The following is a 19,289-nucleotide window of genomic DNA, read 5'->3' as shown; positions in this document are numbered from 1 at the left end:
AGGCGGCGCTCACATTCTGAAGACACCGAAGTTCTCGGTGCCTTCGATCGGGGCGGTGGCAATCGCCGAGAGACAGAGACCCAGCACGGTGCGCGTGTCGCGCGGATCGATGATGCCGTCGTCGTAGACACGGCCGGACAGGAACAGCGGCAACGACTCGGCCTCGATCTGCGCCTCGACCATCGCGCGCATGCCCTTGTCCGCTTCCTCGTCGAACGGCAGCCCCTTGGCCTCCGCGCTGCCCCGCATCACCATCGACACGACGCCGGCCAGCTGGGCGGGCCCCATCACCGCGGACTTCGCACTGGGCCAGGAGAACAGGAATCGCGGGTCGTAGGCCCGGCCGCACATGCCGTAGTGCCCGGCCCCGTAGGAGGCACCCATCAGGATCGAGATGTGCGGCACCTTCGAGTTGGAGACCGCGTTGACCATCATCGCGCCGTGCTTGATGATGCCGCCCTGCTCGTACTCCTTGCCGACCATGTAGCCGGTTGTGTTGTGCAGGAAGATCAACGGCGTGTTCGCGCGATTGGCCAGCTGGATGAACTGGGTGGCCTTCTGTGACTCCTCACTGAAGAGCACGCCGCGGGCATTAGCGAGAATGCCGACGGGGTACCCGTGCAGCTCCGCCCATCCCGTGACGAGCGAGCTGCCGTACATCGCCTTGAACTCGTCGAAGTCGGAGCCGTCGACGATCCGCGCAATCACCTCTCGCGGGTCGAACGGGATCTTCAGGTCGGCCGGCACGATGCCGAGCAGATCCTCGGGATCGTAGAGAGGCTCGATGACCTCCGCTCGCGGCGCCGGGCCCTGCTTGCGCCAGTTCAGCCGCTTGACGATGTTGCGACCGATACGGATCGCGTCGTACTCGTCCTGCGCGAAGTAGTCCGCCAGACCCGACTTGCGGGCGTGCATCTCGGCGCCGCCGAGCGACTCGTCGTCGGACTCCTCTCCGGTGGCCATCTTCACCAGCGGCGGTCCGCCGAGGAAGACCTTGGACTGTTCCTTGATCATCACCACGTGATCGGACATACCGGGGATGTAGGCGCCGCCGGCCGTGGAGTTGCCGAACACCAGTGAGATGGTGGGAATTCCGGCCGCAGACGCGCGGGTGAGGTCTCGGAACATCCGTCCGCCCGGAATGAAAACCTCCTTCTGCGTGGGCAGGTCCGCCCCGCCCGACTCGACCAGCGAGATGACGGGAAGCCGGTTCTGCTCGCAGATCTCGTTGATCCGGAAGCTCTTCTTGATCGTCCACGGATTGCTGGCGCCGCCACGCGAGGTCGGGTCGTTCGCAACGATCATGCACTCGACGCCCTCGACCACGCCGATACCGGTGACCACGTTGGCACCGACCGGGAAGTCGCTGCCCCAGGCCGCGAGCGTGCACAGTTCGAGGAACGGAGAGTCCGGGTCGATCAGCAACTCGATCCGCTCACGAGCGAGCAACTTGCCCCGCTTGTGGTGTCGCTCCACCGACTTGGGCCCGCCGCCGGCGAGCGCCTTGTCGAACTCGACCTGCACCTCGGCAAGTTTCGTCTCCATCGCCTCCGCCGCCGCGAGGAAGTCCTCGCCCGCGGTGTCGAGCGTCGATCTCACTACCGTCATCGTTGCTTACTCCACTCTCACGCTTGGAATCCGAGAAGCTTTGCGGCCAGGGATGTCAGGATCTCGTTGGTGCCACCGCCGATGCCGAGGATGCGCATGTCGCGGTACTGCCGCTCGACTTCGCTCTCGCGCATGTAACCGAGACCGCCGAACAACTGAACCGCCTGGTGCGCAACCCATTCGCCGGTCTCGACGGCGGTGTTCTTCGCGAAGCACACCTCTGCGATGAGATTGACGTCGCCGGCGGTGTACCGGTCGACCACCGACCGGGTGTAGACCCGGGCGACGTCGATCTTGCGGGCCATCTCCGCGAGCGTGTTCTGCACCGACTGCCGGGTGATCAGCGGCCGGCCGAACGTCTCCCGGTCGCGGCACCACTGTGCGGTCAGGTCCAGGCAGCGCTGCGCGCTCGCGTAGGCCTGGGTGGCGAGCGCGACCCGTTCGGCGACGAAAGCCTGGGCGATCTGAGCGAAGCCGGAGTTCTCCGCCCCCACCAGGTTCGACGCAGGTACCCGGCAGTCCACGAACGAGAGCTCCGCGGTGTCCGAAGCCAGCCAGCCCATCTTCTCGAGCTTGCGCGAAACCGTGAACCCCGGTGTGCCCTTCTCGATCACGAGGAGCGAAACCCCGTTCGCCCCCTCGCCGCCGGTACGCACTGCGGTGACGACGAAGTCCGCTCGACAGCCGGAGGTGATGAAGGTCTTCGCGCCGTTCACGATGAAGTCGTCACCGTCGCGAACCGCCCGGGTGGTCAGATGTCCGACATCGGACCCGCCGCCCGGCTCTGTGATGGCCAGGGATCCGATGAGCTCGCCCGCGAGGGTCGGCCGGACCCATTTCTCGATCTGCTCGGGATCACCCGCGGCCACGAGGTGCGGAAGTGCGATGCCACAGGTGAACAGCGAGGCGAACAGCCCGCCCGAACAGCCCGCGTAGTGCATTTCCTCGCACACCACGATCGCGTCGGTCGCCTCTCCACCACCGCCACCGACCGACTCGGGGAACGAGACTCCGAGCAGACCCAGTTCGCCCGCCCGCCGGTGCAGTTCACGGGGCAACTCGCCCGCCCGCTCCCACTCGTCCTGGTGTGGCAGGACTTCCTTGTCCATGAACCTGCGGACGGTCTCACGCAACTCGCTGCGCTGCGCATCGTTCCACGCGTCGGTCACTACGCCTGCTCCTCGATTGACGGTCCCTCAGGCGAAGCCTCGGGCTGGTTTTCGACCAGTGCCTGCGGCACGGGAATGTGACGGGACCGCAACCATTCCGCGAGCCCCTTCGCCTGCGGGTCGAACCGGGCCTGGTAGGCCACGCCCTGTCCGAGGATCCCCTCGATGACGAAGTTGACCGCCCGCAACTCGGGCAGCATCGTCCGAACGATCGTCAGGTTCTCGGTCTCGGGCAGCATCGTCCGGATCCGGTCGACGGTGAGCTCGTGGGCGAGCCAACGCCACTGCTCGTCGGTGCGGACCCAGACCCCGATGTTCGCGTTACCGCCCTTGTCGCCGCTGCGCGCCGCCGCGATGGCGCCGAGCGGCACCTCCCGGACCTGGCCTGCGGGCAACGGCTCCGGCATCGCCGGGTCCGCGACCGCCGCGAGGGCGCGAGTGTCGACGGCCTGCGCGACATCGACACGGCTGCCGTCCGGCAGCACGGCGATGTGCGGAACCTGCTGGGCGTCCACGTATCCGGGGGTGAAGACGCCGTAGGGCGCGCCGTTGCCCGGCATCGAGGTGAAGGTGCACCCGGGATAGCTGGCCAGGGCGAGTTCGACGGCCACGCTGGAGAACGACCGTCCAACCTTGTTCGGGTCCGGATCCCGGACCACGCAACGCAGGATCGCGCTGGCTTGCTCCTCGGTCTCGGCGTCCGGGCGATCCAGTCGGGCGAGTTCCCAGTCGAGTTCCGCGGGCGTGACGGTCAGCCAGGACTCGAGTTGCTTGCGCGCCAGTTCCGCCTTGGCCTCGATGTCGAGACCGGTGAGCACGAAAGCCATTTCGTTTCGGAAGCCGCCGAGCGTGTTGAGTGAGACCTTCAGCTCCGGCGGCGGCGCCTCACCGCTGACCGGACCGATCCCGACCCGGTCGGGACCCGCCTGGGTCAGAGTCACGGTGTCGAGGCGGGTGGTGACATCCGGTCCCGCGTAGCGGGCGCCCTGGATCTCGTACATCAACTGCGCTGTCACGGTGCCGACCGAGACCGCGCCGCCGGTGCCCGCATGCTTGGTGATCACCGAGGATCCGTCGCTGCTGATCTCGGCGATCGGGAAGCCGGGTCGGGTGAGGTCTGCAATCTCCTGAAAGAAGGCGTAGTTCCCGCCTGTGGCCTGGGTGCCGCACTCGATGACATGCCCCGCCACGACGGCCCCGGCGAGCTGATCGTAATCGGTTCTGCGCCAACCGAAGTGTGCTGCCGCGGGTCCGACGATCACCGAGGCGTCGGTGACCCTGCCGGTCACCACCACGTCGGCCCCGGAGTTCAGACACTCCACGATGCCCCACGCACCGAGATACGCGTTTGCGGTCAAAGGCTGTCCCAGACCGAGTTCCGCGGCGCGGCCCGTCAGGTCGTCACCCTCGACATGCGCGAACTCCGCTGCCACACCGAGTTTGACCGCGATCTCCCGCAGCTTGTCCGTCAAGCCGGCCGGATTGAGGCCGCCCGCGTTGACCACGATCCGCACACCCTTGTCGACGGCCAGACCTAGGCAGTCCTCCATCTGACGGAGAAAAGTCTTGGCGTAGCCCAGGTTCGGATCCTTCATCCGGTCCCGCCCCAGGATGAGCATGGTCAGCTCGGCGAGGTAGTCGCCGGTCAGGTAGTCGAGTTCACCTCCCTCGAGCATCTCCCGCATCGCGGTGATGCGGTCGCCGTAGAAGCCCGAGCAGTTTCCGATCCGGACCGGGGCGCTCACGCGTCCGCCTTCCTCTCACGGCCGGCCCCGGGCGGGCCGGCGAAGACCTGCGCGATGCCGAGCCACGCCTCGGCGGCCGGCCCGACCGCTGTGAGCGCGAGGTCGTCTCGGTGCGCGCGCTGGGTCACGAGCAGGCAGAAGTCGTAGGCGGGACCGGCGACCCGCTGGGCCGCGTCGGGCGAACCCCAGGTCCAGACCTCGCCGCCCTCCGGCGCCGCGAGCTCGACCCGGAACTCCTCCGCCGGTGGAGCAAGCTCGTTGACGGCATAGGCGAAGTCGCGCGTGCGCACGCCGAGGTGAGCGATCGCGCGGAGCCGATTCGTCGGCGCGATGACCGCTCCGAGCGCCTCGGCGACGTCCCGCCCGTGCGCCCACGTCTCCATCAGCCGGGCGGTGGCCATCGACATGGCACTCATGGGTGGTCCGTACCACGGCAACTTCACACCGGCCGGGACGGCCGCCAGCGCATCGGCCAGGGCGTCGCGGCCAGCGCGCCAGTCGGCCAGCAGTTCGGCGGGCGGGCGGGCCGCTTCGATCTCGGCGCCCTCGTCCACGAAGCCGGTCGGGTTGGCCCAGGCTTGTTCGAGCGAGGCCGCGAACGCGTCGGCATCGGTGACGGCCATCAGCGAGGCGCGGTCGGTCCAGGCCAGGTGGCCGATCTGATGCGCGACCGTCCAACCCCGAGCCGGGGTGGCCGTCGCCCACCGCTGGGGCTCGAGGCCTGCGACGAGCGCGTCCACCGCGTCGCCCTCGGCGCGCAGATCGGTGAGGACGGTGTTCAGATCGGCCATGAGTCTCCCTCGACGGTGCTGTGTCCAGCATCACCCCACGAGAGAAAAAAAGCAAGCATGCCTGATTGTTATTGCCGGCCACTGACACCCGCGAGAAATGGTTTCGGAGGCAAACTTTCTTGCGCCGCAATACTGTTCAACGTTTCGCGAGAGTGCCGAAACGCTCCCGGCACACCGTCGCGTGCGGTACAACGGACGCGCGCCGACACCCGGCGCACCCATCCACCCACCGACCACCCCCAGGAGTGATCCATGTTCGATGCAATCCTCCCCCTGCTCGCCCTCTTCGCCCCTCCGACCATCACTGTCGGGAGCAGCGTCCCCGCCCCCGCGGTCGGCAGCAGCGTGGGATTGCCGGGCATCAGCCTGGGCCTGCCCGGGATCACCCTCGGCAGCTGACACGGCGGCCCGAGATCGCACCGTGTCGTGACAGTTCCCGGAACGAGACGTCATTCAACTGGCGGACAAATTCTCCGGCCACCCGGCGTTTACTCACCATTCGCTGGTCACGAACCGGTCACATCGGGTAGAACTGTCTGAACGCTTGACCAGGCGTCACACAATTTAGTCACGAGTAAACCAGGAGTGAATATGCTCTCGTCCGATCTCGCCGATCTGTTCGGCGGCCTGAACACCGTCTTCACGGCCCTCGACAACCTGTCCTCCGGCTCCAGCAGCGGCGGCTCGTCGGGCGGCTCGTCGAAGTAGGCAACCCACCCTGAGGGGGTCGTCGGCTCATGCCGGCGACCCCCTCAGTGCATCTTCATCCAGTGTGAATTCTTCGAATCATGCGCAGCATCAACAGCTTTCATCCGGTCACACTCGGACACAACGCCCCGAAACCAGTACACCGCGCCCGACCTTCCGGTAGAACTGGACCGGCCCCGCGCCCGCCGGGGTGACACAACGCCCAGGAAGACGGAGTGACAGCATGAGTTCCGAACTGACATCACTGCTCACCGCGATCGCGGCCCTGCTCGGCCCGGCGGAGCCCAAGGCCACGACAGACGGCTTCACCGGCAGCAGCACCGGCAACGTCGGCAGCACCTTTCCCTGATCCACGGCCGGGTCCGGACATGTCGTCCGGACCCGCCACCGCCGGGCCCCGCTCCGACTGCCCCGCCAGACCTCTCGCAACGACCGCACGTAGACACCGATGTTGACCATCCGCTACGCGGTCCCTGTGCTCGACGCCGGATTGGACGTGCGGGCGTGAGCACCCCGATGACCGGGCCGGCGACGATGGCCGACGCCACCGAGACGATCAGCACGCCGAGCGCCGCACTGGACAGGTAGGCACGCTGCCATCCGGCGCTGTGCAGCAGGGCGGCGAGCGGACACACCGAACGAACTGCCCTGGACTATGGCGACGACGTATGCGGCGACCCCGACGCACCAGACCAGCCACACCCGTTCGTTAACCAAACGGTACATTTCTCGACAGTCGCGGCGGGGTCGGGGTGGCGAGGTCGTCGAGCAGGCCCGCGGACCAGTCGAGCAGGCCTGCCACGTCCAAGCCGTGCGGCGGATCGTCGGCGTACGCGCGAATCCGCTCGCGCCCCCGGTCGAGCAGTGACCGCGCACCCGCCCGGTTCCCGCGCATCAGGTGGGTCAAACCGACCGCGAGCTGCGCGAGGCCCTGCCACAGCGCCCGCTCTACCTCGGGTGCGGACTTCCACGCGTCCTCGAGGACCTCGTGCGCATGAAACGGCATTCCCTCGTCGAACAGCCGTTGTGCCTCGGCGACGGACTCCGCGGGCGTTCGAACCTGCCCCTCGGAAATTCTCGGCACTCCGTCGGCGCCCCGAGGCAGCGGGCGCCCCAGCCCGTCGCGCGGCCGCGCGTTGAGCGGCCGGCCCCGCGCATCTCGCTCACGCCCGTCCATGCGTCCACTCTAATTCCGCGCAAATTCGACACCCAAACAACTGTCCAACTTCGAATTTAACCGTTACCGTGAGTAACACGGGTTAGTCGGTCAGCCGGCACGTCAAGGGAGACAAATGGGTCAGATTCACCACCGCGCGATCGCGAACGTGCCGGTCGAGCAGGCGTTCGCGTACGTCGACGACTACCGCACTGTGCCGAAGTGGATGTTCGGCATCACCAAGTTCGCTCCCGTCGGCACCCGGACGCAGGGACTCGGCGCCACCTACGACGCCGCCATGCAGATCGGCCCGAAGTCTCTCGGATCGCGGGTCCGGATCACCGAATGGGAAGAGAACGTCGTGATCCGACTCGAGTCGGTCGACGGCATTGCCAACGGTTCGACCTGGCGGTTCACCCCGCACGGTGCGGACAAGACCGAATTGACCGTCGACTTCGACTACTCGCTCGGCGGCGGGCTGCTCGGCAAGGCGCTCGCGAAGATCGTCGAACCCATCGTGGGAACGGCCATCAAGCACACCGAGGCCACCCTGCGCGCCCAGGTCGAGGCGCTCACGGAGAAGCACAGCGCCTGAAAAGGCCTCGGGGGCCCACCCGCATCGCAGGTGAGCCCCCGAAACCGTGCACCCGAACTCAGGCCAGCAGGCCCTTCGCGATGTGCGTCACCTGGATCTCGTTGCTGCCCGCGTAGATCATCAGCGACTTCGCGTCCCGCGCGAGCTGCTCCACCTTGTACTCCGCCATGTAGCCGTTGCCGCCAAAGAGCTGCACCGCCTCCATCGCGACCTCGGTCGCGGCCCGCGAGGAGTACAGCTTCATTGCCGAGGCCTCGGCGAGGGTCACCTTCGCGCCGGCAGCAGTGCGCTCGATCGCGTTGAACACCATGTTCTGCACATTGATCCGGGCGACCTCCATCTCGGCCAGCTTGAGCTGGATCAGCTGGAACTGCGCGATCTCCTTGCCCCACAGCTTGCGGGTCTTGGCGTAATCGATGCACAGTCGGTGGCACTCGTTGATGATTCCCAGTGCGAGCGAGGCGATGCCGATCCGCTCAGCCGCGAACGACTCCTTCGCGCTCTCCTTGCCGTCGCCCTTGGCCGGGTTCTCGGTCTCGCCCAGCAGACGGTCCTTGCCGATCCGCACGTTGTCGAAGAACAGCTCGCCGGTGGGCGAGGAGTTCATGCCCATCTTCTTGAACGGCGGGCTCTGGGTGAAGCCCTCCATCCCCTTGTCGAGGACGAAGCCCAGCACCTTGCGGTCGCGGCGGTCGACGGAGGCGTCGCCCTCGTCGAGCTTGGCGTAGACGATGGTCACATCGGCGTACGGGCCGTTCGTGATGAAGGTCTTCTGGCCGTTGAGGATGTAGTCGTCACCGTCGCGCCGCACGTAGGACTTCATGCCGCCGAACGCATCCGAGCCCGAGTCGGGCTCGGTGATCGCCCAGGCGCCGACCTTCTCCATGGTGACCAGCTCGGGCAGCCAGCGCTTCTTCTGCGCGAGGGTGCCGCGGCTGCGCAGGGTGCCCACCGTCAGGCCCAAGCTCACGCCCATCGACGCGACCAGGCCGAGACTCACACCCGCGAGCTCGCTGTTGAGGATCACGCCCATGCTGCCCGCGCCGCTGAATCCGGCGGTCTTGTCGCCGGACTCGGGCAGCGTCTCGCCGCGCTCGCGCGCGTCCTCCTTCGCGAAGGCCTTCTCGAGCGCCTCGCTGGCCATCTCGTCCATCCCGAAGGTGGCGTACATCTTGCGGATGATGTCGAACGGGGGCAGCTCGCCGCTCTCGAGCTTGTCGACGTGCGGCTTGATCTCCTTCTCGATGAACCCACGCAGGGCGTCGCGGAACATCAGATCGGTATCGGACCACTCGTACATGTAGTGAACTCCAGGGATTCGACGGGGATGACCAGAGGCAAATATAGAACACGTTCTCATTTGGACACTACGCGTGCGGAGCGTCCTGGACACTCCCATCTCGCCACGCGCACACTGAAATGCACAACGGCCCTCGACAACGGTGCGTCGTCACGCGCCGGTGAGGCAGCGATGAACCTCGGATACGCACTGGCCTACCGTCTCGGCATCACGCCCTGGGAACGAGCGCGGCCAGGGTTCCGCGCCCAACTCGGGACCTACCTCGACCACGAGGAGACCGGCGGCGGCGCACCGGGCAGGGCCCTCGACGTCGGCTGCGGCACCGGCGACCATTCGATCGAGCTTGCAGGTCGCGGCTGGCAGGTCACCGGGGTCGACGGGGTCGCCACGGCCGTCCATCGGGCGAAGACCAAGGCGGCGGCCGAGGGGGTGGACGTATCGTTCCTGGTCGGTGACGTGACCACCCTCGGCCCCGCGGCCGGTTCCGGCTTCCGCTTCGTGCTCGACGTCGGCTGCTTCCACGGCCTGACCGCTTCCCAGCGCCACGACTACGCGCGCGAGATCTCTGCCGTCACCGACCCCGGCGCGTCACTACTGATGTTCGCGTTCGGCCCAGGTCATCGCCGGCCACTGCCGCGCGGGGTGGCGCGTGCCGAACTGGAACGCACATTCCCGGACTGGACCCTCGACGCCGACGACCCCGCCGATACTGCGGGGATGCCCCGGCCACTGCGCAATTCGAACCCGCGCTGGTTCCATCTGACGCGCAGATGACTGGCAGCAACTCAAGCGGCGTGGCGGTGCGCGCGCCGATGGTGCCTGCCTCCGGACAGCCCCCAGTTCTCGTCGGGCACCTGCGAGGCGCGGCCCCTGCGCTCGATGGTGAAGTCGGTGATCGGCAGCCGCTCGAGCAGTCCGGGTTCGGCGCAGGCGTCCCCGCGCACGCCCTGCTCGAGCAGCGAGTAGGCCGTGTGATTCACCGATTGGACCGCGAGGCGCAGCGCGTCCATCGCAGTGGGTTGCGGACCGAATCGAGCCAGGGTGTGCCCGCCCTGGACGGTGGTGCCGACCACCGCGTAGAAGTGCCAGTCACACTCGGGTTCGGTCGCCATGATGCGCCTTCTTCCCTGTCCGGTCTTCGTCGTTAGACGGTATCGCCGCAGTCCGACACCTTTGCGGAGCCACGCCCGAAGGACCGTGACGAGTCGTGGCACCATCAGTGATTCGTAGCCGACACCCGGAGCGATTGCCGCCGAAGAATCCTCCACCTTGGACATCCCGATCCAGCCCGAACTGTTACAGCAGCACGGCCCTAGTCCTCCTTCTGCGCCGACCGCAGCTTGTCGCAGAGCCGTTCGAGGGTCTCGAGTTCCTCGCGGTCAAGGGCGGTCCCGACCAGTCGGCGGATCTGCGCGGCGTGCCGGCGCCCGATCCCGCGCTGAATCTGCCCGCCCGCCTCGGTCAGAGCGACAACCGTGCCCCGCCGGTCCTGCGGGTCGGCCTCGCGACGCACCAGACCGGCGGTCTCCAGCCGCTCGACCATCCGACTCAGCGACGGCTGGGCCAGCAGGATCTCGCGGTTCAGGTCGCGGAGCCGCAGGCGTCCGTCGGGGCAACGACTGAGAGTGAACAGCACGTCGTACTCGCGGCGGCCCAGCGGATCCCAGGCGTCCTCGGCGTCGAACCTGCGCATCAGCGTGACCTGAGCACGAAAGAGAGACTCCCAGGCCCCGGTCGCGAGCGCGGTGGTGCTGCGCGGTCCCACGCCGCCCCGCTCAGCGGGCGGCATCGGCCGCACCGTCGACCTGGGTCGGATCCGCGAGCCGGCTCGCGTGCGTCGGCGGGTTCTCGGGAACCCCCGCCGGCCTCCGAGCGGCGAACTCGCGGCGCAGCACCGGGACCACCTCGCCGCCGAGCAGGTCGAGCTGCTCGAGCACCGTCTTCAGCGGTAGTCCGGCGTGGTCCATCAGGAACAGCTGGCGCTGGTAGTCGCCGAAGTGGTCGGCGAACTCGAGGGTCTTCTCGACCACCTGAGCCGGCGAGCCGACCGTGAGCGGGGTCTGCTCGGTGAAATCCTCGAGCGACGGGCCGTGCCCGTAGACCGGCGCGTTGTCGAAGTACGGGCGGAACTCGTCCACCGCGTCCTGCGAGTTCTTCCGCATGAACGCCTGCCCCCCGAGTCCGACGATCGCCTGGTCCGCCCGGCCGTGGCCGTAATGCTCGTAGCGCTCGCGGTAGAGGTTGATCAGCGCGATGTAGTGCTCCTTGGGCCAGAAGATGTTGTTCGCGAAGAAGCCGTCGCCGTGGAAGGCCGCGATCTCGGCGATCTCGGGGCTGCGGATGGAGCCGTGCCAGACGAACGGCGGAATCCCGTCGAGCGGTCGCGGAGTGGACGTGAAGTCCTCGAGTGGCGTGCGGAACCGACCTTGCCAGTTGACGACGTCCTCGTCCCACAGGCGACGCAGCAACTGGTAGTTCTCCAGTGCCAGCGGGATTCCCTGCCGGATGTCCTGGCCGAACCACGGATACACCGGTGCGGTGTTTCCGCGACCCATGATCAGGTCCACCCGCCCGTCGGCGAGGTGCTGCAGCATCGCGTAGTCCTCCGCGATCTTCACCGGGTCGTTGGTGGTGATCAGGGTGGTCGAGGTGGACAGGATCAAGGTGCTCGTCTGCGCGGCGATGTAGCCGAGCATGGTGGTCGGCGAGGACGGCACGAACGGCGGGTTGTGGTGCTCGCCGGTCGCGAACACGTCGAGGCCGACGTCTTCGGCATGCTTGGCGATGGTGGTCATCGCCTTGATCCGTTCGTGCTCGGTAGGCACCGAACCCGTGGTGGGGTCGACCGTGACGTCCCCGACGGTGAAGATTCCGAACTGCATGTGCCGTCTCCTATTCATGCGTTTGCATGAATCCAACCGCAGTGCAGATCCCGGCATTCCCCGACACTCAAGAGGTCGGCAACCGCCGGCAAATCGAAGCCATGCAGGGCGGTGAAAACGAGGGGGTAGGGGAAGACGACGCGGCTCTCCGGAATCCCCCCATCGGCCCCTAATCTGCGACTGCTTCTCCGCGCGGCCGGGACGCCGCGGGTTCCAATGACTCTCGACGCCGCCCGGCGTCCTCAGTCACCAACGCGACACACAGGAGCGCTCATGTCCTTCTCGACCGCCTTCTCTTCCCTGTTCTCCTCGTTGTTCGGCGCGCAGTTCAGCGGCGGCCCGTTCGGCGGCAACTTCGGCGGCAACTTCGGCGGCGGCGCAAACGGCGGCGGCACCGGCGGCTTCCACTTCTGACAGGTCGTGGCGCCGGCGTGAGCCGCCGGCACGAACGACGATGGCCCGCACTCCCCGTGGGAGTGCGGGCCATCGTCATCGTGAGCGGCTCAGTGCATCATCATCGGCGCCGCGGACTCGCCCTCGGCAGGCGCGACCGGCTTGCGCCGCGGCAGCAGGAATGCCGGAATCAGCGTCAGCAGCAGCAGCACCAGCGCCACCATGAAGGTGTTGCCGAAGGCATCGGCGGCCGCGGACAGGATCGAATCCGAGGTTCCGGGCGGCTCCGCGGCGACGACCTCGGGCACGTGCTGGGACATGATCTTCATGTTGTCCAGCCCGCGATCGAGCATCTGGTTGGTCAGCACGACCGACATGGTCGCGGTACCGATGGAGCCCGCCACCTGCTGGACGATGTTCATCAACGTCGAGCCGCGGGCCACCGTGTGGTCGGTGAGCGTCTGCATGGCGGCGGTCATGATCGGCATCATCGTGCAGCCCATACCGAGACCCATGACGAACAGCGAGCCGAGCAGCAGCACGTACGAGGTCTCCGCACCGACCTGGGTGAACACACCCATGCCGATCGCGATCAATGCAACGCCGAACATGACGATCTTGCCGGGCCCGATCTTGTCGACAAGGTTGCCCGCGATCGGCATCGTCAACATGGCACCGATGCCCTGCGGCGCCAGCAGCAGACCTGCCGCCAGTGTGGTCTCCCCGCGCACCTGCAGGAAGTAGCTCGGGAACAGTAGACCCGCACCCATGAACGCGACGACGAACAGACTCGACGTCGTCACGGCGATCGTCAGGTTGCGGTTCTTGAACAGTCGCAGGTCGATCAGCGGGTGGTCCTTGCGCAGCGCATGGAAGACGAAGGCAATGATCAGCACGAGGCCGATACCCGCCGAGACGAGCACCCGGGCCGAGGCAACAGTGCCGGTCTCCGGGATGGAGGAGACACCGAAGAGGAACAGCGCCAGACCGGGCGAGAGCAGCAGCATGCCGAGGAAGTCGAAAGATTCGGACGGACTCGGCTTGTCCTGCGGCAGCAGCATGAACGCGGCGGTCAGGGCGATGATGCCGATCGGCAGGTTGATCAGGAAGATCCAGTGCCAGCTCGCCGCCTCGATCAGCCAGCCACCGAGGATCGGACCGCAGATCGGACCGAGAAGCATCGGGATGCCGAGCACCGCCATGACGCGACCGACCCGATGCGGGCCGGCGGCGCGGGTCATGATCGTCATGCCCAGCGGCATGAGCATGCCGCCGCCGAGACCCTGCAGCACCCGGAAGCCGATCAGCGACTGGATGTCCCAGGCCATGCTGCACAGCACCGAACCAGCCACGAACAGCACCAGTGCGGACATGTAGAGGCGCTTGGTGCCGAACCGGTCCGCTGCCCAGCCCGTCACGGGAATCACGGTCGCCAGCGCGAGCGTGTAGGCGGTCATCGTCCACGCGACGGTGGCGTACGTCGTGTCGAATTCGGCCATGAAGGTCGGCAGCGCCACGCTCACGACCGTCACGTCGAGGATCGACATGATGGCGCCGAGCACCACCACGCTGGCGATCTTCAGAACTGCGCCGTCGAGCTTGTCCGAGGCAGCTGGTGCTCCCGGTGTCGGCGTCGTCATGTGTTCTCCTGACAGTGGGCTCGCAGGGCGTCGCCCGCGAGAATGGATTTCAGTGATTCGAACAGCTGCGTGCGGTCCGAATCCGGCAGCCTGGCCGCGAAGGTCCGCAGCTCGCCCCGCTTGGTCTCGATGTAGCCGGCGACGAGGATACGACCCGCCTCCGACAGGGAAATTCGTTTGATGCGCCGGTCCTTCGGGTCTTCCCGACGGACCACCAGGTCCTGGTGCACCAACTGGTCCACATTGCGCCCCGCTGCCGCGACCGAGAGGCCCAGCGGCCCGGCCACCTCGTGGATCGCCACCGGCTCGCCGAACTGCGCGAGCACGAACAGGGCGCGCACCTGGGAGAACGAGAGATCCATCGCCACCAAGGTGTCCATGGCCCCGCACTCCTCCATCCCCAACAGTCGCATCAGGAACTCGTCGAGAGCACCGTAGAGATCATCCGGGGAAGCAACCACCGCGCAATAGTAGCGGTGGTGCAACTATTGCTCAATCGTAATTAATGTGAACGCCGTCTCATTGCCCACCAATCCGACCATGCGGTCTGCCGGAAGGCAAACGAGTTTCCGCGAGGCCCCGAGCTTCGCGCAACAGCCGCTCGCTACTGTCGGGAGCATGGCGCCTCGGATCCTGATCTTGATGCGGCACGGCAAGTCTGCCTATCCGCCGGGCATCGCCGACCACGACCGCCCCCTCGCTCCCCGCGGCGAACGCGAGGCCGGACTCGCCGGCGACTGGATCCGACGCACGCAACCGCCGGTCGACGCCGTCCTGTGTTCTACCGCCACCCGGACCCGACTGACTCTCGACGCCACCGGCATCGAGGCACCCGCCCGATACGAAGAGTCCCTGTACGGGACGAACGCGGCGGGTGTCCTGCACGAGATCGCCCGGACCGACGACGGTGTTCACACCCTGCTGGTGATCGGCCACGAACCCGGCATCCCCGACGCCGCCGTCGCGCTGGACCCGAGCGGCGCGACGGCCGACCGGATCGCAAAGCGCTTTCCCACCTCGGCGATCGCCACCCTGTCGGTGACCGGCAGCTGGTCGCGAATCCTCTCGACCCGCGCCGCACTCACGAACTTCCACGTGCCGCGCTGACTGGGCCAGTCGAATCCGTGCTGACTGGGCCAGTCGAATCCGTGCTGACTGGGCCAGTCGATTCCGTGCTGACTGGGCCAGTCGAATCCACGCTGGTGTGTCAGTCGCGGACCAGCACCGCCTTGCCCAACACCAGGCCCGACTCGAGATCGGTGAGGGCCCGCGCGGCGTCGGCCAGCGGGTAGCGCGCCTTGACGAGCGGTCGCAGGCCCTCGGCTACCAGCTCGGTGAGGGCCTCGTGGGTCTGCGTCATCGCTTCCGGGTTCGAGCGAAGGAACTCCCCCCAGGCAGCGCCGACGATGCTGATGTTCCGGAAGAGCACCCGGTTCACCTTCACCGACGGGATCGCGCCGCCCGCGAACCCGATGACCACCAGCCGACCCTCGGGCGCGAGTACGCGCACCGCGTCGTCGAAGGCATCCCCGCCGACCGGATCCACCACGATCTGCGCGCCGACGTTGCCGGTGAGCTCACCTATCCGCGCGGACCAGTTCTCGTCCAGCGCCACGACCTCGTCCGCGCCGAGCTCGCGCAGGAAGTCGGCGGCGCCCGAGCGGCGCACCACCGCGATCACCCGCGCCCCGTGCGCCTTGGCCAGCTGGATCGCCGCCGTGCCGACACCGCCTGCCGCACCAAGCACGACGACCGTCTCCCCCGCGACCAGTCCGGCGCGACGAGCGAGCGCGAACTCCATCGTCTGGTAGTTGATGATCAGCGAGGCCGCCTGCTCGAAATCGAGTTGCTCGGGGATCCGCATGACCCGCGAAGCGGGAATCGCCACCCGCTCCGCGTAGCCGCCGAGATCCGACATCGCGAGCACCCGGTCGCCCGGCTCCAGGCCACTGCCCTCCGGCGCGGAGATCACGACACCCGCGATCTCGGCGCCTGGCACGAACGGCGGTTCGGGTCGCAGTTGGTACTTGCCGTAGCTGATCAGCAGGTCCGGAAAGCACACACCCGCGGCCTTCACGTCGACGAGAACCTTGCCGTCACAGTCGGGTTCGGGAATCTCCCGCACCACCATCCCGGCCGGACCGGTCAACTCCGACACCACCACTGCCTGCACCAGACACCTCCATCACCCGTCGCGCACGCGCCGTGTCGCCGACGCTAGTCGCCATGTCACCGACGCTAGTCGCCGCCGTTCGATTTCGGCGATAGTGTGCGGATCGCCGACGTGATCGGCCCCCACCTGTCGAGAGGACTCCTGTCGTGGACTTCGATCAGCCGCTCGCCGCGCCTCCGGGTGACGGATTCGGGTTCTCGGTCTCGCGACCGGTGCGCACCGGCGACGTCGACCCTGACAACCGGTTGCGGCTGGACGGGATCGCCCGCTACCTGCAGGACATCGCGTCCGACAACCTCGACGCCGCCGAACTGGCCGACAGCGACCCCGTGTGGATCGTGCGTCGCTCGGTGATCGACGTGGTCCGGCCCGCCCTGTGGCCGGATCGGGTACACCTGCACCGCTGGTGCTCGGCCCTGTCGACCAGGTGGTCGTCGATGCGGGTCCGGTTCACCAGCGACAAGGGCGCGCTGATCGAGACCGAGGGGTTCTGGATCAACATCAATCCCGACACCGGGATGCCGACCCGGATCAGCGACCAGACAATGGAATTGCTGGCGCGCAGCACCGACGAGCACCGGCTCAAGTGGCGGCCCTGGCTCGGCGATCCGGCCCCCGAACCGGACGGCACCGACACCGCGTTCCCGCTGCGGGCGACCGACATCGACCCCCTGCAGCACGTCAACAACGCCGCGTACCTGCACGCCGTCGAAGAGCACCTGGTCGGGCGGAGCGACCTGCTGGAGCAACCGCATCGGGTGGTCATCGAGTACCGCGCGCCGATCAGGGCCGGCGAGCACCTGACCATTCGACGCCGCGACGACGAGCGGTCGGTGATCCTGTGGTTCCTGGTCGACGACGCCGTCCGGGCCGTGGCGCGGGTCTCGGGCGTTCACTACTGACGCCCGAGACCGGGCACGGTCAGCTCTTCGAGCGCCCCAGCGACACCATTTCGACGATGTCGAGCATCTTGACCCGGGGCCGTCCCGCGGCCTTGCCCAGCTCGCGTTCGCGCGCGTCGATCAGTTTCCAGCCTGCCCAGTCCAGTTCCTCGGGCGCCCGATCGGCCAGCAACGTCGTGAGCGCTTCGCGGTCGCCCTTCGGCGGGTTCAACCGGTCCGCGGCCAGATCCTCGAGGATCAGCGCGATGGTGTCGTGCGCGCACTGGCGGTTCGTGCCGATCACGCCGGAGGGGCCGCGCTTGATCCAGCCCGCGGTGTAGGTACCCGGCACCGGGACGTCGGTGCCGACCTCGGTGACGCGGCCGCCGATGTTGGAGATCGTGCCCCGCTGTTCGTCGAACGGCAGGTCCGCGACCGGCACGCCGCGATACCCGACCGACCGCAGGACCAGCCCGGTCTCGAGCAGTTCGGTCTGCTCGGTGCTGCGGGCACGCAGCGCGCCGTCCTCGCCCGCGACCATCTCGTTGCGCGCGACCAGCAGGCCGGTGACGTGGTCCGCGCCCTGCACCTCCACCGGGGAGACCAGGAACCGCAACACGATCCGCTTGCGGTGACCCGCCGACGGGCGGGCCGCGTACTCACGGAGGATCTCGAGCTTGAGCCGCTTCGCGGGGTTGGCCCCGACCTCGGCCGCGCTGACCTCGTCCAGCTCGAGTTCCGCGGGGTCGACGATTATGTCGACGTCGGGCAGCCGGCCGAGCGCGAGCAGTTCGGGGCAGGTGAACGCGGCCTGCGCCGGGCCGCGGCGACCGAGCAGGACGACCTCCTCGATCGCACTCGAGCGCAATGCCTCGACGGCGTGCTCGGCCATGTCCGTCTTCGCCAGGACGTCCGGGTCGACGACCAGCAGTCGCGCGACGTCGAGCGCCACGTTGCCGTTGCCGACGATCACCGCCCGCGAACCGGTCAGGTCGAAGGAGTGGTCCGCGTAGTCCGGGTGGCCGTTGTACCAGGCGACGAACTCGGTGGCGGCCAGGCTGCCGGGCAGCTCCTCGCCCGGGATGCCGAGGTGTCGGTCGCTGGGCGCGCCGACCGCGTAGATGACCGCATGGTGGTGTGCGAGCAGGTCCTCGTGGGTGATGTGCTTGCCGACCTCCACGTTGAGGTGCAGTCGGAACCCCGGCCGGCGGGAGACCTCGGCGAACAGGTCGGTGACGGCCTTCGTCTCCGGGTGGTCGGGGGCGACGCCGGCACGCACCAGGCCCCACGGGGTGGGCAGCCGGTCGAACATGTCGACCTCGATGCCGGACCGCTTGAACGCCAGCAGTTCGCGAGCCGCGTAGAACCCGGACGGGCCCGACCCCACGATCGCGACGCGGAACGGATCCTGGTCGGTCTTCGGGAACTTCAGCGACGGCGCGGGTTCGAAGTCCTCGAGCTCGACGCCCTCGAAGTAGTCGGCGTTGATCTTCGAGTAGCGCGCCATCGCTTCGGGCAGGTCGTCGTCGCGGAAGATCGCCTCCACCGGGCACGCGTCGACGCAGAGCCCGCAGTCGATGCAGGTCTCCGGGTCGATGTACAGCATTTCGGTGGACTTGAAGGCCCGCTCATCCGGTGTCGGATGGATGCAGTCCACCGGGCACACCTCGGTGCAGCTGGCATCGTTGCAACAAGGCTGGGTGATCACGAACGCCACTGTCGGTCTCCTCCGAACTAGAACCTGTTCTCGCAACAATACCTGGGTCGTGCGAGCAAAGTCACAGAGGTCGAACGATAGTCGGACCGTTCCGCTCAGCTCAGCGTCCGGGTACCGATCACGCGCAGCAACTCGAGCTTCTCGCGGGCCCTCGGCGCCCGGCCGCGGGGCGTACACCAGCAACGACTGGGACGCGTCCGGGATCACGACGCTGATCGGATCGGACCTCGCCGGCAGGCGCCGGCACGAAGCCGTGATCGCCGGCGCGCGCTACCCGGAGGCGCAGCTCGCGGCCCTCGACTGCGAGCGCTGAGTACCGACCGTCAGCCGAGGAACTTCCGTCCTGCAACGACGACCACGCCGAGGATCACGGCGATCAGCAGAGTGGGCCAGAACCCGAGCAGCCACCAGCCGAGACCGAACAGCACGATGCCAGGGGTGGCCACCATCAACGCGATGGCCGGGCTCTCCCGGACCGTCTCGAGCGCGGCCTGCGTCTTCACCTTGTCGATTCCCTTGCCTGCCATGGCG

The 19,289-nt window shown here is 67.6% G+C and carries 21 protein-coding genes; 7 read left to right on the top strand and 14 right to left on the bottom strand.

What is annotated here, in order from left to right; translation table 11 throughout:
• Positions 1 to 9 precede the first annotated feature (9 nt).
• From FK531_RS13040 to FK531_RS13025, 4 genes are read right to left on the bottom strand one after another with little or no spacing between them, the layout of a single operon-like run.
• The gene (locus FK531_RS13040) at positions 10 to 1,608 is read right to left on the bottom strand and encodes an acyl-CoA carboxylase subunit beta (RefSeq protein ID WP_142099956.1); all 1,599 of its coding nucleotides are present in this window, start codon (positions 1,606 to 1,608) and stop codon (positions 10 to 12) included.
• A 17-nt stretch (positions 1,609 to 1,625) separates the two neighbouring features.
• The gene (locus FK531_RS13035) at positions 1,626 to 2,777 is read right to left on the bottom strand and encodes an acyl-CoA dehydrogenase family protein (protein WP_142099954.1); all 1,152 of its coding nucleotides are present in this window, start codon (positions 2,775 to 2,777) and stop codon (positions 1,626 to 1,628) included.
• The gene (locus FK531_RS13030) at positions 2,777 to 4,522 is read right to left on the bottom strand and encodes an acyclic terpene utilization AtuA family protein (RefSeq protein WP_142099952.1); all 1,746 of its coding nucleotides are present in this window, start codon (positions 4,520 to 4,522) and stop codon (positions 2,777 to 2,779) included. Before FK531_RS13030 ends, FK531_RS13035 begins: the two co-directional genes overlap by 1 nt.
• The gene (locus FK531_RS13025; protein ID WP_142099950.1) at positions 4,519 to 5,313 is read right to left on the bottom strand and encodes a TIGR03084 family metal-binding protein; all 795 of its coding nucleotides are present in this window, start codon (positions 5,311 to 5,313) and stop codon (positions 4,519 to 4,521) included. The genes FK531_RS13030 and FK531_RS13025 overlap by 4 nt, the downstream gene beginning before the upstream one ends.
• A gap of 252 nt (positions 5,314 to 5,565) precedes the next feature.
• On the opposite strand from FK531_RS13025, the gene FK531_RS22385 reads away from it, so the two are divergent.
• Together FK531_RS22385 and FK531_RS22890 are read left to right on the top strand one after the other, a co-directional pair.
• Complete coding sequence (locus tag FK531_RS22385) at positions 5,566 to 5,712, top strand: hypothetical protein (protein WP_181762942.1); 147 nt, start codon at positions 5,566 to 5,568, stop codon at positions 5,710 to 5,712.
• 532 nt (positions 5,713 to 6,244) lie between these two features.
• Complete coding sequence (locus FK531_RS22890; protein WP_290367624.1) at positions 6,245 to 6,370, top strand: hypothetical protein; 126 nt, start codon at positions 6,245 to 6,247, stop codon at positions 6,368 to 6,370.
• 360 nt (positions 6,371 to 6,730) lie between these two features.
• Here the strand turns inward: FK531_RS22890 and FK531_RS13020 are convergent, their stop codons facing one another.
• A complete protein-coding gene (locus FK531_RS13020; RefSeq protein WP_142099948.1) occupies positions 6,731 to 7,198 on the bottom strand; it encodes a DUF309 domain-containing protein in 468 nt (155 codons plus the stop codon).
• Positions 7,199 to 7,313: 115 nt separating this feature from the next.
• On the opposite strand from FK531_RS13020, the gene FK531_RS13015 reads away from it, so the two are divergent.
• Positions 7,314 to 7,772, top strand: coding sequence for an SRPBCC family protein (locus FK531_RS13015; RefSeq protein WP_142099947.1), 459 nt, complete (start codon positions 7,314 to 7,316; stop codon positions 7,770 to 7,772).
• A 58-nt stretch (positions 7,773 to 7,830) separates the two neighbouring features.
• Here the strand turns inward: FK531_RS13015 and FK531_RS13010 are convergent, their stop codons facing one another.
• Entirely contained in the window at positions 7,831 to 9,072 is a 1,242-nt protein-coding gene (locus FK531_RS13010; protein WP_142099944.1) for an acyl-CoA dehydrogenase family protein, read from the bottom strand.
• Positions 9,073 to 9,243: 171 nt separating this feature from the next.
• Here FK531_RS13010 and FK531_RS13005 point away from each other — a divergent pair, with 171 nt between their 5' ends.
• Entirely contained in the window at positions 9,244 to 9,846 is a 603-nt protein-coding gene (locus FK531_RS13005) for a class I SAM-dependent methyltransferase (RefSeq protein ID WP_142099942.1), read from the top strand.
• A gap of 11 nt (positions 9,847 to 9,857) precedes the next feature.
• On the opposite strand, the gene FK531_RS13000 is transcribed toward FK531_RS13005, so the two are convergent.
• The 3 genes from FK531_RS13000 to FK531_RS12990 all read right to left on the bottom strand — a co-directional run bounded on the left by FK531_RS13000 (position 9,858) and on the right by FK531_RS12990 (position 11,954).
• Positions 9,858 to 10,184 (bottom strand): hypothetical protein, encoded by a 327-nt coding sequence (locus tag FK531_RS13000; protein ID WP_142099940.1) that lies wholly within the window; start codon positions 10,182 to 10,184, stop codon positions 9,858 to 9,860.
• Between the two features lie 200 nt (positions 10,185 to 10,384).
• Positions 10,385 to 10,861: a MarR family winged helix-turn-helix transcriptional regulator gene (locus FK531_RS12995; RefSeq protein WP_142099938.1), complete on the bottom strand. Its 477-nt coding sequence runs from the start codon at positions 10,859 to 10,861 to the stop codon at positions 10,385 to 10,387.
• Entirely contained in the window at positions 10,848 to 11,954 is a 1,107-nt protein-coding gene (locus FK531_RS12990; protein ID WP_142099936.1) for an LLM class flavin-dependent oxidoreductase, read from the bottom strand. Before FK531_RS12990 ends, FK531_RS12995 begins: the two co-directional genes overlap by 14 nt.
• A gap of 273 nt (positions 11,955 to 12,227) precedes the next feature.
• Between FK531_RS12990 and FK531_RS22380 the strand changes: the two genes are divergently transcribed.
• Positions 12,228 to 12,368 (top strand): hypothetical protein, encoded by a 141-nt coding sequence (locus FK531_RS22380; protein WP_220126948.1) that lies wholly within the window; start codon positions 12,228 to 12,230, stop codon positions 12,366 to 12,368.
• Positions 12,369 to 12,457: 89 nt separating this feature from the next.
• Here FK531_RS22380 and FK531_RS12985 read toward each other — a convergent pair whose 3' ends face one another.
• Entirely contained in the window at positions 12,458 to 13,987 is a 1,530-nt protein-coding gene (locus FK531_RS12985) for a DHA2 family efflux MFS transporter permease subunit (RefSeq protein ID WP_142099934.1), read from the bottom strand.
• On the bottom strand, positions 13,984 to 14,400 hold the full coding sequence (locus FK531_RS12980; RefSeq protein ID WP_142100261.1) for a MarR family winged helix-turn-helix transcriptional regulator: 417 nt from the start codon (positions 14,398 to 14,400) through the stop codon (positions 13,984 to 13,986). The genes FK531_RS12985 and FK531_RS12980 overlap by 4 nt, the downstream gene beginning before the upstream one ends.
• Before the next feature lie 205 nt (positions 14,401 to 14,605).
• Between FK531_RS12980 and FK531_RS12975 the strand changes: the two genes are divergently transcribed.
• Positions 14,606 to 15,094 (top strand): SixA phosphatase family protein, encoded by a 489-nt coding sequence (locus tag FK531_RS12975; RefSeq protein WP_181762941.1) that lies wholly within the window; start codon positions 14,606 to 14,608, stop codon positions 15,092 to 15,094.
• Positions 15,095 to 15,194: 100 nt separating this feature from the next.
• On the opposite strand, the gene FK531_RS12970 is transcribed toward FK531_RS12975, so the two are convergent.
• The gene (locus FK531_RS12970; protein ID WP_142099932.1) at positions 15,195 to 16,160 is read right to left on the bottom strand and encodes an NADPH:quinone oxidoreductase family protein; all 966 of its coding nucleotides are present in this window, start codon (positions 16,158 to 16,160) and stop codon (positions 15,195 to 15,197) included.
• Between the two features lie 146 nt (positions 16,161 to 16,306).
• On the opposite strand from FK531_RS12970, the gene FK531_RS12965 reads away from it, so the two are divergent.
• Positions 16,307 to 17,062, top strand: a complete 756-nt coding sequence (locus FK531_RS12965; protein ID WP_142099930.1) for an acyl-[acyl-carrier-protein] thioesterase — start codon at positions 16,307 to 16,309, stop codon at positions 17,060 to 17,062.
• A 19-nt stretch (positions 17,063 to 17,081) separates the two neighbouring features.
• On the opposite strand, the gene FK531_RS12960 is transcribed toward FK531_RS12965, so the two are convergent.
• Both FK531_RS12960 and FK531_RS12955 read right to left on the bottom strand, forming a co-directional pair.
• Positions 17,082 to 18,758: a 4Fe-4S binding protein gene (locus FK531_RS12960; RefSeq protein WP_142099928.1), complete on the bottom strand. Its 1,677-nt coding sequence runs from the start codon at positions 18,756 to 18,758 to the stop codon at positions 17,082 to 17,084.
• Between the two features lie 323 nt (positions 18,759 to 19,081).
• Positions 19,082 to 19,285, bottom strand: coding sequence for a hypothetical protein (locus tag FK531_RS12955; RefSeq protein WP_142099926.1), 204 nt, complete (start codon positions 19,283 to 19,285; stop codon positions 19,082 to 19,084).
• Positions 19,286 to 19,289: the final 4 nt, after the last annotated feature.

Source organism: Rhodococcus spelaei, assembly GCF_006704125.1.
Taxonomy (GTDB): Bacteria; Actinomycetota; Actinomycetes; order Mycobacteriales; family Mycobacteriaceae; genus Rhodococcus_G; species Rhodococcus_G spelaei.
Note: the sequence above shows the minus strand (reverse complement) of the source record. Positions and strands in the feature narration are given on the sequence as shown.